This window comes from Bradyrhizobium ivorense (assembly GCF_900696085.1).
Lineage (GTDB): Bacteria > Pseudomonadota > Alphaproteobacteria > Rhizobiales > Xanthobacteraceae > Bradyrhizobium > Bradyrhizobium ivorense.
This window is the reverse complement of the sequence record NZ_CAADFC020000003.1, coordinates 101,081-114,069: the sequence shown is the minus strand read 5'-3', so window position 1 is coordinate 114,069 and position 12,989 is coordinate 101,081. Positions and strand designations below refer to the sequence as shown.

Sequence of the window (12,989 nt, the reverse complement as noted above, 5' to 3'; positions counted from 1 at the left end):
CGGATTTGTCATGAGATCGGTGCTTTCGGCAACATTGCTGCTCGCGGCCCTCCTGATTGCAGATTCGGGGGCCGCACAGGCCCAGACCCCGCCGGCGGTACCCGGCGTCAAGCCGAAGACCGTGACCACCGTGCCGATCCGCCCGGCGCTGCAGAAGCCCGAAGATACCGCTGGCGGCATGACGCAGGCCGAACGGCTGGCGCTGCAATCGGACCTCGCCTGGGTCGGCGACTATAACGGCGCGATATCAGGCGACGTCAGCGAGCGCATGGTCAATGCGATCAAGGAATTCCAAAAGAAGCAGGGCGGCAAGCCGACCGGCGTCTTGAACCCGCAGGAGCGCGGCGTGCTCGCCGACACGGCGCGGAAGCGGCAGGAGAATGTCGGCTGGCGCATCGTCACCGAGCCCGCTACCGGCGCGCGGCTCGGCATTCCGACAAAACTGGTGCCGCAGCTCACCAGCGATGCCTCCGGCGCGAAATGGACCTCGCCGACCGGCACGGTCCAGGTGCTGTTGACGCGGCGCAAGGAGGCGGGCCCGTCCACCGCCAAGCTCGCCGAACAGGAAAAGAAGGAGCCGGCCGGCCGCACCATCGACTACACCGTGGTGAAGCCGGATTTCTTCGTGCTGTCGGGCATGCAGGGGCTGAAGAAGTTTTATCTGCGCGGCACCTTCAAGGGCGACGAGGTGCGCATCCTCACCATTCTCTACGACCAGGCGATGCAAAACACCGTCGAGCCGGTGGTGATCGCGATGTCGAGCGCGTTCAATCCATTCCCGTCGGGCGTCGTGGCCGGGCCGCCGCCACGCAAGACGGTGGAATACGGCACCGGCGTGGTGGTCAGTGATGACGGCGCGATCGTGACGGACCGCGTGGCGACCGACGACTGTATCGCGCTGACGATCCCGGGTTACGGCAATGCCGACCGCATCGCCGCGGACAAGGAGCACGATCTCGCATTGCTGCGCGTCTATGGCGCCCGGGACCTGAAGCCGCTCAGCATCGCCGGACGTGCGACGCAGACCACGCTCGACATCACCGGCATCTCCGACCCGCAAAGCCAGGGCGGCGGCGCCGCGGCGAGCAGTGTGAAAGCCTCGGTGGCACAGCTCGGCGGCAGCAGCGATTCGGCGCTGTCACCGGCGCCGGCGGTCGGCTTCTCCGGCGCGGCCGCACTCGACAGCGGCGGCAAGTTCGCCGGGATCGCGGTGCTCAAGCCGGTGATCGTCGCCGGCCCTGCAACTGCGCCGGCGCAGGCCGCGCTGGTGCCGGCGGACACCGTGCGGGAGTTTTTGAAAGCGCATGGCGTCAACGCATCAGGTGGATCGACCGACGCAAAAGCCGCCGTGGTCCGCGTGATCTGCGTCAGGAAGTAAGTTCACCTCTCCCCGCCTGCGGGGAGAGGTCGCCGCGCCCTTGCGCGGCGGGTGAGGGGGTACAGGTCTCACTGCGTTCACAACTCGTGGAGAAAGCCCCTCACCCCAACCCTCTCCCCGCGAAGAGCGGGGCGAGGGAGCCCGACCAGCTCCGCTCACCGCAACGCGAACCTCACACCCGCCCGCGCCTGGCCGCCGGCGATGCCGACCGGCGTGCCGTCGGCGCGCCAGCAGGCCGCGCCGGACATGGTGCCGTCGGCGTGGAACTGGATCGCGTTCATGCCGCCGGCCACCGTTGCCACCACCTGCACCTTGTGGCCCTTCGCGGCGAGCGCGGCGCGGACGGCTTCCGGCACCGCCTGCTCGACTTCGAGCGCATTGCCTTCGGTCCAGACCCGCGGCGCCTCGACCGCCTCCTGCAGGCTCATGCCGTGGTCGATCAGATTGAGCAGCGCCTGCATCGCGCTCGGGAAGATGCGCTTTCCGCCGGGCAGGCCGAGCGCGTAGACGAGCTTGCCGCCGCGCAGCGCCATCATCGGCGACATCGAGGTGGTGACGCGCTTGCCTGCGGCCAGCGACAGCGCATGCCCCGGCCGCGGATCGAACAGGTTCATGTAGTTGTTCGGCACCGTGCCGAGGCCCGGGATCAGGATTTTCGCGCCGAACAGATTGTTGATCGTCTGCGTGGTCGCCACCACATTGCCCATCGCATCCGCCGCGGTCATGTGCGTGGTGTGCGCGCTCTCGAGTTGCGCGACGCCGGCGCCCCAGGCCTGCGCGCGATCGGGATCGATCGCACCGCGGCGTTCCTCGGCATAGGCCTTCGAGGTCAACCGCTGCACCGGCACGTTGATATAGGCAGGATCGCCGCTCGCGGCCGCGCGATCGGCGAAGGCGATCTTCAGCACCTCGGCAAGATAATGGATGGTCTCGGTGGTGCCGAAGCCGAGGCGCGCGATGTCATAACTTTCGAGAATGTTGAGCATCTGGGTGATGTGCACGCCGGAGGCGGCCGGTGGTGGCGGCCCCAAAATTTCCCAGCCGCGATAGTCGGCGCGGATCGGCGCGCGCTCGACGGTCTTGTATGACGTGAGATCCTCGCGCGCGATGAAGCCGCCGTTGTTTTTCATGTAGTCGACGAGAATGTCGCCGAGCGGGCCCTCATACAGCGCGTTATCGCCATGCTCGGCGATGTATTTCAGCGTCTCGGCATATTCCGCCTGCACCACGCGCTCGCCGGGTTTCAGCGGTGTGCCGTTGGGCAAATAGATCGCCGCGATCGGCTTGTCCTTCAGCATCTCCTCGGCGCCGTCGGTGATACATTCGTGCAGATACGGCGTCGCCGCATAGCCGCGCGCGGCGTGCTTGATCGCCGGCTGCATCACGTCGGCGAGGCTCATGGTGCCGAAGCGGCGCAGCGTCTCGCACCAGGCTTTCAGCGAGCCCGGCACGGCGACTGCCTTCGGCCCGTTCAGATTCTCGTTGCCGAGGGTGTCGAACACGTCATGCGCCGAGCCGGGCTTCGAGGTGTAGGTATCCGGCCGCACCGCCTGCGGCACCGTGCTCTGCCCGTCGATGAAGCGATGGCTGCCGTCGGCGAGGCGAATATGCGCCATGCCGCCGCCGATGATGCCGACCATCATCGGCTCGACCACGGTCAGCGTGAACAGCGTGGCGATCGCGGCATCGATGGCGTTGCCGCCGGCCGCGAGCATTTCCGCGCCGGCGGCCGAGGCCAGCGGATGATTGCTCACCACCATGCCGCGGCCCGAGCTCGCCGGCTGCTTCTCGCATTTGAAACTCGTCCCCGCGTGTTCGCGCCAGTTGCTGCTCATGGCCGGTACTCCCCTTATTGTTGTTATTGGCAGTTCTATTTCTGGCACTTCGGGCACCAGAACGTCGAACGGCCATTCTGGGTGAAACGCCTGACGATGCCGCCGCACTTTCCGGTGCGGCACGTCTCGCCTTCGCGGTCATAGACCTGGAACGAATGCTGGAAATAGCCGAGCTCGCCATTGGTCAGCCGGTGATCGCTGATCGAGGAGCCGCCGGCCTTGATCGCCTGGTTGAGCACCGCATGGATCGCATCGACCAGCCGTCCGGCGTGATCGGTCGGGTCGCCCTTCTTGGTTGCGAGCGTCGCGGCCAATCGCCGCGGCGACAAATGCGAGCGAAACAGCGCCTCGCAAACATAGATGTTGCCAAGTCCCGCCACCACGCGCTGGTCGAGCAGCGCCGCCTTCAGGCTCGTCTTCTTGTTGTGGCAGGCGCGTGCCAGCATCGCCGCGTCGAATTCGTTGCCGAGCGGCTCGGGGCCGAGCCCCTTCAGCAGCGGTTCATCCTCGATCGCGTTGCGGGCGATGATCTTCATGTAGCCGAAGCGGCGCGGATCGTTGAAGACGATGGCCGCGCCCGACGACATGTGAAACACGACGTGGTCGTGCGCGCGGTCCTCGCTGCGCGGATGATGGAATTGCCCCGGCGTTGCGGCGCCCTCCTCCTTGTGCACGCGGAACGAGCCGGACATGCCGAGATGCATCAGCAGCACGTCGCCGGAGGTGAGGTCCGCCATCAGATATTTGGCGCGGCGGCCGAGCCCGGTGACGGTCTGACCCTCGAGCCGGGCGATAAAGTCTTTTTGAAAGGGAAACCGCAGATCCTTGCGGCGGGCTTCGGCCTTGACGATTTTTGCGCCTTCCATGGCCGGTTGCAGGCCGCGGCGGACGGTCTCGACTTCGGGTAATTCCGGCATGGAGGCATTCACCTTTTGGAAGTGACGTGATAGCGCCATTGCGGCCGCCGCGCTATGGTCCGGCGGGAGCGTTTTCGAGCGAAGTGGGTACCGGTTCGCGTGAAGAAAACGCGACCAAAAAAGGGTGAGAGTAAAGCGTTGATGGATCGGCCGGATCAAACCACCCATTTCGGCTTCAGGGACGTCCCCCTGGGCGAGAAGCAGACGCTGGTGAACGACGTGTTTCACAGCGTGGCGTCGCGCTACGACCTGATGAACGACCTGATGTCGGCAGGCCTGCACCGGGTCTGGAAGGACATCATGATCACGGCGCTCGATCCGCCGAAGGGCGACCGGCCGTTCGCGCTGCTCGACGTCGCCGGCGGCACCGGCGACATCGCGTTCCGTGCCGCCAAGACGGCGGGCCCGGGATTCCATGCCACGGTCTGCGACATCAATGGCGACATGCTCGCGGTGGGCCGCGAGCGCGCCGCCAAGCAGCACCTCGGCGACCGCGTGTCGTTCGTCGAGGGCAATGCGGAAACGCTCGGCTTCGCCGACCGCGCGTTCGACGCCTACACCATCGCGTTCGGCATCCGCAACGTGCCGCAGATCGACCTCGCGCTGCGCGAGGCCTATCGCGTCCTGAAGCCCGGCAGCCGCTTTTTGTGCCTGGAGTTCTCCACCGTCGACGTGCCCGGGCTCGACCGGTTGTACGATCTGTTCTCCTTCAAGGTGATCCCGCCGCTCGGCCGCGCCGTCACCGGCGACGCCGAGTCCTACCAGTACCTCGTCGAGTCGATCCGCAAATTCCCGCGGCCGCCCGCCTTCGCCGAGATGATCGGCACGGCCGGCTTCAAGCGTGTGAAGTGGCAGAGCCTCTCCGGCGGCATCGTGGCGCTGCATTCGGGCTGGCGTTTGTGATCTCCGCGTTTTCCCACATCGCGCGCCTCGCCCGCGCCGGGTTCGTGTTTGCGCGCGAAGGCGTGTTCGGCGTGGTCGATCCCTCGCTGGTGCCGCCGCCCGGACAGCTCGCGCTGAAAATGGCGCGGATAATCGAACGCCGCAACGCCAAGTCCGGCGCGCGGCTGTCGCGCGCGCTGACGCGGCTCGGGCCCGCCTATCTCAAGCTCGGACAATTCCTCGCCACCCGTCCCGACGTCGTCGGCGTGGCGATGGCGCGCGACCTCGAAGCCCTGCAGGACCGGCTGCCGCCGTTCTCGCAAAGCGAGGCCGAGGCGGTGATCACGCAATCGCTGGAACGGCCGCTGTCGCAGGCGTTCACACATCTCGGCCCGGCGGTGGCGGCAGCCTCGATCGCGCAGGTGCATCGCGCCGAGGTCGAGCGCAATGGCGTCCGGCACCCGGTCGCGGTCAAGGTACTCCGGCCCAACGTCGCCGCGCGCTTCCGCCGCGATCTCAGCGATTTCTTCTTCGTCGCGCGCAATGCCGAGGCGCACTCCGCCGAGGCGCGGCGGTTGCGGCTGATCGAGGTCATCAACACGATGTCGCGCTCGGTCGCGATGGAGATGGATCTGCGGCTCGAGGCGGCCGCGCTCTCCGAGATGGCGGAGAACACAAACGACGATCCCGACTTCCGCGTGCCCGCGGTGGACTGGGACCGCACCACCCATAACGTGCTGACTATGGAGTGGATCGACGGCATCGCGCTGAACGATCACGCCCGTCTCGCCGAGGCCAAGGTCGACCTGCCCGATCTCGGCCGCAAGGTGATCCAGAGCTTTCTGCGCCACGCGCTGCGCGACGGCTTCTTCCACGCCGACATGCATCCCGGCAATCTGTTCCTCGACGAGGCCGGCCGCCTCGTCGCCGTCGACTTCGGCATCATGGGACGGCTCGGCGCCAATGAGCGGCGCTTCCTGGCAGAAATCCTGCTCGGCTTCATCACCCGCGACTATCGCCGCGTCGCCGAGGTGCATTTCGAGGCCGGCTACGTGCCGGGCCATCACTCGGTGGAGAATTTCGCGCAGGCGATCCGCGCCATCGGCGAGCCGATCCACAACCGCACCGCCGAGGAAATCTCGATGGCGAAGCTGCTCACGCTTCTGCTCGAGGTCACCGGCCTGTTCGACATGCAGACGCGGCCCGAGCTGATCCTGCTGCAGAAGACCATGGTGGTGGTCGAGGGCGTGGCGCGCGGCTTCGATCCCAAGCTCGACATCTGGAAGATCGCCGACCCCGTGGTGCGCGAATGGATCACGCAAAATCTCGGCCCGGCCGGTCGCATCCAGAGCGCGCTGTCGGGCGCAGGCGAACTCGGCCGCGTCCTCGCCGGCCTGCCGTCGATCGCGACCCGCGCCATGACCGTGCTCGAACAGCTGGAGACCATGACCCGCGAGGGCCACATGCTGTCGTCGGATACCATCGACGAAATGGCCCGCGCCGAGGCAAAGAAGGCGCGGCTGCAGACCGTGGGCCTCTGGATCATTGCCCTCACCCTGATCGGAATCTTCTTCACGATCCGCGGCCACTAGAGCTATTTCCGTTCCGATGGAATCGGAACGGAGCTCTAGATTCTAGTTTTTGACGCGTTTTCTTCACGCGAACCGGAATCCAATTCGCTGGAAAACGCTCTAAATTTGATTGCAATGCATGCATCCCGTGCTAGCATCGCTAGCACATCTGAGGGCGTATGCCATGGCCAGCTTGACCATCCGCAAACTCGACGACGAGCTGAAAACCTATCTGCGGCTGCGCTCCGCCAAGAACGGGCGCTCCGTCGAGGAGGAGGTTCGGGTGATCCTCCGCGAGCTTGCAGAGGGCCGTGCGGAGCCCGCTGAGGCGCTCGCCGCGGGGCTGGCCGCGGCTGTCGCCCGCGCGCCACGGGCCGCCAGCGCGGCTGGCGAGCCCCGCATCACCCTGATCATCGGCGGCGGGATCGCGGCCTACAAGGCGCTGGACCTGATCCGGCGGCTGAAGGAGCGGCACATCGAGGTCCGCTGCGTGCTGACCAGGGCGGCCCAGCAATTCGTCACCCCGCTCGCCGCGAGCGCGCTGTCGCATGAGCGGGTCTACACCGACCTGTTCGATGCCGAGAGCGAGTTCGACGCCGGCCATATCCGCCTTGCGAGGGAGTGCGACCTGATCGTGGTGGCGCCGGCCACCGCCGACCTGATGGCCAAGATGGCGCAGGGCCATGCCGACGACCTCGCCACCGCGATCCTGCTCGCCGCCAACCGGCCGATCCTGCTGGCGCCGGCGATGAATCCCCTGATGTGGAACAACCCGGCCACCCGCCGCAACGTGCTGCAGCTGCGCCGCGACGGCGTCCACACCGTCGGGCCCAATGCCGGCGAGATGGCGGAAGCGGGCGAAGCCGGGGTCGGGCGGATGGCCGAGCCGACCGAGATTGCAGCCGCCGCCGACCGCATGCTGCGGCCGCCCAAACCGCATCCGCTCGCCGGCAAGCGCGTGCTGGTCACGGCCGGCCCGACCCATGAGGCGATCGATCCGGTGCGCTACATCGCCAACCGCTCCTCCGGCAAACAGGGTTTTGCCATTGCCGCCGCGGCGCAGGCGGCCGGCGCCGACGTCGTGCTGGTGTCCGGCCCGGTCGAGCTCGACGATCCGCAGGGCATGTCGGTGATGCGGGTGGAATCGGCGCGCGACATGCTGCACCGGGTCGAGGCGGCGCTGCCGGTCGATGTCGCGATCTTCGCCGCCGCGGTCGCCGACTGGCGGGTCGCCAGCGAGGGCAGCCAGAAACTGAAGAAGAGCGCCGCCGGCATGCCGCCGCTGCAGCTCGTGGAGAATCCCGACATCCTCGCCACCATCTCGAAGCTGAAGGACAAGCGGCCGCCGCTGGTGATCGGCTTCGCCGCCGAGACCGAGCATCTGATCGAGAACGCCAAGGCCAAATTCGCGCGCAAGGGCTGCGACTGGATCGTCGCCAACGACGTCTCGCCCACCACGGGCGTGATGGGCGGCGACCGCAACACCGTTCACCTGCTGTCGCGCGAGGGCAAGGAGGTGACCGTCGATTCCTGGCCGGTGATGACCAAGGAAGAGGTGGCGGCCGCGCTGGTGTCGCGGATCGCACGAGCCGTGGGGACTGCATCGTGAGCGCCGTGATCAAGGTCGAGATCTGCCAGCTGCCGCATGGCGCCGATTTGCTGCTGCCGGCCTACCAAACTGCCGACGCGGCCGGACTCGATTTGCTGGCGGCGGTGCCGCGGTCAGCGCCGCTGATCCTGCTGCCCGGACGCTACGAGATGGTTCCAACCGGGCTGACCATCGCGCTGCCGCCGGGCTACGAGGCGCAGGTGCGGCCGCGCTCCGGTCTGGCCGCCAAGCACGGCGTCACCGTGCTGAACTCGCCCGGCACCATCGACGCCGACTACCGCGGCGAGATCAACGTGCTCTTGATCAATCACGGCCAGGCGCCGTTCCAGATCCGGCGCGGCGAGCGCATCGCGCAGCTGGTGATCGCGCCGGTCACCCGGGCCGAGCTGGTTCCGGTCGAGGTGCTGTCCGTGACCGAGCGCGGCAGCGGCGGCTTCGGCTCGACCGGGCGCTGACCTTCCGCGAGTACGGAGTCAATTCGCGTAAAATTCGCGCCATCGCTGCGCATTTTTTCACAGCCGATTCTGCGTTCACGGTCTGGACTCTTACTCGCTGACTCGCAATGGGACTATTCTGACTTGATTCGAGCACGACGGGGGGTCTTCGTCGGGCTATCTGGTCCTGCTTGGGCACGTCACCGGAAGACCGTCTCCACTTTTCCGGATCTTCTGCGGGTCTTGCCTGGGAGTTGTGCGTTCTGGGGCAACATATGTCGGGCGTAGTCGCAGCGATGCGTCGCAGCCTGCTGTCATGCACCTCACTGGCGCGCGACGGCATGATCGGACTCGTCACCACGGCATTGCTGCCGGTCCGCTCGGCGTTTGCCGCCGACGGCGTGCTCGCGCAGGCGGTCGCGGATCAATTCGGCCTCAACCACCAGGAGGTCGCGGTGCTCGCGACCTCGCTGGCGCTGGTCGGCTTCTCCGCCGTCGCCGCAATCTTGTTGATGCGCACCCGGGTGCGCGCGACGCGCAACGAGGAGCGGCTGCGGTTCGAGATCTCGGACCTGCAGGCGCAGTCCGACCGGCTGCGCGCGCTGCTGTTCGTCGAGCCGCAGGTGCTGATCTCCTGGGCGGCCGGCGACAACCGGCCGCAGATCTCGGGCGACATCTCGCTGGTGATGTCGCAGGAGGGTTCCCCGCAGCGCATCCTCGCCTTCGGAACCTGGCTGCCGCCGGAGCCGGCGCTGCAGATGGACCACGCTGTCGACGCGCTACGCGACAAGGGCGAGGCGTTTTTGCTCAACCTCTCGACCTCGGCCGGCCGCGCCATCGAGGCGATGGGCCGCGCCATCGGCGGCCAGGCCATCGTGCGGATCCGCGAGCTCGGCGGACTGCGCCGCGAGCTCGCTGAAGCCAACCTGCGCTACAAAGCGCTGCAGGAAGAGACCGAGCTGCTGCGCGACTTCGCCGCGGCGGCGCCGTGGCCGATCTGGGCCAAGAGCCTCGAGGGCAATCTGCGCTACGCCAACGCCGCCTATGTCCGCGCCACCGAGGGCAAGAGCGTCGCCGACGCGCTGCAGCGCAATCTCGAGCTGCTGGAAAGCGAGCAGCGCAGCGAGCTGACCAAGGCGCTCAACGACAATGCGAGCTATGCCGCGCGGCTGCCGATCGTGGTCAGCGGCGAGCGGCGGATCTACGACGTGCAGGCGCTCAAGCTCGGCGGCGGCAGCGCGGGGATCGCGATCGACGCCAGCGAAGCCGCGGCGCTGCGCGCGGCGATCGTGCGCATGGTCGAGGCGCACCGCCGCACGCTCGATCAATTGTCGTCGGGCGTCGCGGTATTCGACGCCGACCGTCGCCTGACCTTCTACAACGAATCGTATCGGCGGCTGTGGGGCCTCGACCAGGCCTTCCTCGACGGCAACCCGGACGATTCCAGCATCCTCGACCGGCTGCGCGCCAACCGCAAGCTGCCGGAGCAGCCGGACTTCCGCGCCTGGAAGGCCAAGCTGCACGAGGCCTATCGCGCGGTCGAATCCGAGACCTACACCTGGTTCCTGCCCGACGGCCGCGCCATCAGCGTCGTCACCACGCCGAACCTCGAGGGCGGCGTCACCTATCTGTTCGACAACGTCACCGAGAGCCTCGACCTGGCGCGCCAGTTCGACCGCCTGACCCGGGTGCAGCGCGAGACCCTCGACAATCTCGGCGAGGCGGTCGCGGTGTTCGGCAGCAACGGCCGCGCCGAGCTGTTCAACCCGCCGTTTGCCAAGATGTGGAAGCTGCCGGCGGACGCGCTGCAGGGCGAGCCGCATATCGAGGCGGTGGAAGCAATGTGCCGGCCGCTGTTCGACGATCCGATGACCTGGCGCGCGCTGCGCGAATCGATCACCGCGATCGAGAACCGCGCCCAGGTCGCGCTCAAACTGGAGCGCAAGGACGGCAGCGTGCTGAACTGCATGACCGTCCCGCTACCCGACGGCAAGACCCTGCTCGCATTCCAGGACATCACCGACACCGAAAATGTCGAACGCGCGCTGCGCGAGCGCAACGAGGCGCTCGAGGCGGCCGACCAGATGAAGGTGGATTTCGTCCACCACGTCTCCTACGAGCTGCGCGCGCCGCTCACCACCATCATCGGCTTCGCGCATTTCCTCAGCGATCCCTCGACCGGGCCGCTGACGCCGAAACAGGCCGAATATCTCGACTACGTCACCAAATCGACCAACGCGCTGCTGGCGCTGACCAACAACATCCTCGATCTCGCCACCATCGACGCCGGCGCGATGAAGCTCGAGCTCGGCCCGGTCAATATCGCCCAGGCGATCGAGGCCGCGGCCGAAGGCATCCAGGACCGGCTCGCGACCGACCGCATCGCGCTCAAGGTCGACATCGAGCCCAATATCGGCGGCTTTACCGGCGACGAGCGGCGCGTGGTGCAGGTGCTCTATAACCTGCTCGCCAATGCCGTCGGCTTCTCGCCGCATGACGCCACCGTCACGATCAGCGCGCGGCGCACCGAGCACAGCGTGGTGTTCTCGGTCACCGATTCCGGCCCCGGCATTCCAATGGAGATGCGGGACAAGGTGTTCAACTGGTTCGAGAGCCATTCGCACGGCTCGCGGCATCGCGGCGCCGGGCTCGGGCTGTCACTGGTACGTTCGTTTGTCGAACTGCATGGCGGGCGGGTGCGCGTCGATTCGACCGTCGGCAAGGGCACGACCGTGACCTGCGACTTCCCGATCGACCAGACCGCGCACCGCAACGCTGCTGAATGATCGCGACCTCGACATTCTCGGTGCCGATCGCGAACGAAACCGCGACAGCCGAGCTGATGGCCGATCTCGCGCTGTTGATCGGCGCCGGCGACGTCATCACGCTGTCCGGCGACCTCGGCGCCGGCAAGACCGCCGCCGCCCGCGCGCTGATCCGCTATCTCGCCGACGACACGACGCTGGAGGTGCCGAGCCCGACCTTCACGCTGGCGCAGAGCTACGAGCTGCCGGCGTTTCCGATCATTCACGCCGACCTCTACCGCATCAACGACGCCAGCGAGCTCGAGGAGATCGGGCTGTCGCCGCTGCCCGACGACGTCGTGGCGCTGATCGAATGGCCGGAGCGCGCGCCCGATGCCATGCCCGACGATCGCATCGACATCGCGTTCAGCCATCGTCCGGCGCTGGGATCGACGGCCCGCGCCGCCGAGATCACCGGCTACGGCACATCGGCGGCGAAGGTCGCGCGGCTCGAGGTGCTGCGCCAATTTCTCGAGCGTGCGGGCTTTCTCCACGCCCGCCGCGAGCGGATGCCGGGCGACGCCTCGACCCGCTCCTATGCGCGGCTGCGCACCGATGACGGCAGCGTCATCCTGATGAACTCGCCGCGCCGCCCCGACGGCCCCGCGATCTACAACGGCCAGTCCTACAGCGCGGCGGTGCATCTTGCCGAGGACGTCAGGCCGTTCGTCGCGATCGGAAACGGGCTGCGCAAGCACGGCTTTTCCGCGCCCGCGATCCGGCACAGCGATCTCGAGTCCGGCTTTCTGATCACCGAGGATTTCGGCAGCGCCGGCGTGATCGAGGGTGATCCGCCGCAGCCGATCGTCGAACGCTATGAGGCCGCCACCGACATGCTGGCAGCACTGCATCGCGAGGCGCTGCCCGAGACGCTGCCGATCACGGCCGATACGGCCTACGACATCCCGGTGTTCGACATCGACGCCTGGCTGATCGAGATCGGGCTGATGCTCGAATGGTATTTGCCCGACCGTGGCGTCGAGCCGAGCGAGGAGCTGCGCAGCGAATTTCTGGGGATGTGGCGCGGGCTGCTGGAAAAGCCCGCCGCAGCGCCGCAGACCTGGGCGATCCGCGACTTCCATTCGCCGAACATCATCTGGCTCGCCGAGCGCACCGGCATCCTGCGCGTCGGCATCATCGATTTCCAGGACGCGGTGCTTGGCCCAGCGGCCTATGACGTGGTGTCGTTGCTGCAGGATGCGCGGATCGACGTGCCCGAGCAGCTCGAGCTGGCGCTGTTGACCCGCTACATCAAGGCGCGGCGCACCACCGACATGAGTTTCGATCCGGCGCAATTTGCCGAGCTCTATGCGATCATGTCGGCACAGCGCAACACCCGCCTGCTCGGCACCTTCGCCCGGCTCAACCGCCGCGACGGCAAGCCGCAATATCTCAAGCACCAGCCGCGGATCTGGACCTATCTCAATCGGTCGCTGGCCCATCCGGCGCTCACCACCTTCCGCCTCTGGTACGAGGCCAACGTCCCTCCCCCGCTACCGTAGGTTTACCGGTTGTTAGCCAACCGCCGCCTAAGCTGGAACCGGGCTGTGTCGGACGGA

General features: G+C 67.2%; 9 protein-coding genes. 7 read left to right on the top strand and 2 right to left on the bottom strand.

The window, feature by feature from the left end:
- Positions 1-10 precede the first annotated feature (10 nt).
- Entirely contained in the window at positions 11-1,378 is a 1,368-nt protein-coding gene (locus CI41S_RS00760) for a serine protease (protein ID WP_139856996.1), read from the top strand.
- A gap of 155 nt (positions 1,379-1,533) precedes the next feature.
- Here the strand turns inward: CI41S_RS00760 and ggt are convergent, their stop codons facing one another.
- The gene (gene ggt, locus CI41S_RS00755) at positions 1,534-3,213 is read right to left on the bottom strand and encodes a gamma-glutamyltransferase (RefSeq protein ID WP_139856995.1); all 1,680 of its coding nucleotides are present in this window, start codon (positions 3,211-3,213) and stop codon (positions 1,534-1,536) included.
- 35 nt (positions 3,214-3,248) lie between these two features.
- On the bottom strand, positions 3,249-4,130 hold the full coding sequence (gene mutM, locus CI41S_RS00750) for a bifunctional DNA-formamidopyrimidine glycosylase/DNA-(apurinic or apyrimidinic site) lyase (protein ID WP_139856994.1): 882 nt from the start codon (positions 4,128-4,130) through the stop codon (positions 3,249-3,251).
- 141 nt (positions 4,131-4,271) lie between these two features.
- On the opposite strand from mutM, the gene ubiE reads away from it, so the two are divergent.
- From ubiE to tsaE, 6 genes are all read left to right on the top strand, one after another.
- Positions 4,272-5,033 (top strand): bifunctional demethylmenaquinone methyltransferase/2-methoxy-6-polyprenyl-1,4-benzoquinol methylase UbiE, encoded by a 762-nt coding sequence (gene ubiE, locus CI41S_RS00745; RefSeq protein ID WP_139856993.1) that lies wholly within the window; start codon positions 4,272-4,274, stop codon positions 5,031-5,033.
- On the top strand, positions 5,030-6,604 hold the full coding sequence (gene ubiB, locus CI41S_RS00740; protein WP_139857016.1) for a 2-polyprenylphenol 6-hydroxylase: 1,575 nt from the start codon (positions 5,030-5,032) through the stop codon (positions 6,602-6,604). The genes ubiE and ubiB overlap by 4 nt, the downstream gene beginning before the upstream one ends.
- Positions 6,605-6,767: 163 nt before the next feature.
- Positions 6,768-8,192: a bifunctional phosphopantothenoylcysteine decarboxylase/phosphopantothenate--cysteine ligase CoaBC gene (gene coaBC, locus CI41S_RS00735; RefSeq protein ID WP_139856992.1), complete on the top strand. Its 1,425-nt coding sequence runs from the start codon at positions 6,768-6,770 to the stop codon at positions 8,190-8,192.
- On the top strand, positions 8,189-8,647 hold the full coding sequence (gene dut, locus CI41S_RS00730) for a dUTP diphosphatase (RefSeq protein WP_139479374.1): 459 nt from the start codon (positions 8,189-8,191) through the stop codon (positions 8,645-8,647). Before coaBC ends, dut begins: the two co-directional genes overlap by 4 nt.
- A gap of 254 nt (positions 8,648-8,901) precedes the next feature.
- Positions 8,902-11,412 (top strand): PAS domain-containing sensor histidine kinase, encoded by a 2,511-nt coding sequence (locus CI41S_RS00725; RefSeq protein WP_139856991.1) that lies wholly within the window; start codon positions 8,902-8,904, stop codon positions 11,410-11,412.
- Positions 11,409-12,932, top strand: coding sequence for a tRNA (adenosine(37)-N6)-threonylcarbamoyltransferase complex ATPase subunit type 1 TsaE (gene tsaE, locus CI41S_RS00720; RefSeq protein WP_139856990.1), 1,524 nt, complete (start codon positions 11,409-11,411; stop codon positions 12,930-12,932). Before CI41S_RS00725 ends, tsaE begins: the two co-directional genes overlap by 4 nt.
- Positions 12,933-12,989 lie beyond the last annotated feature (57 nt).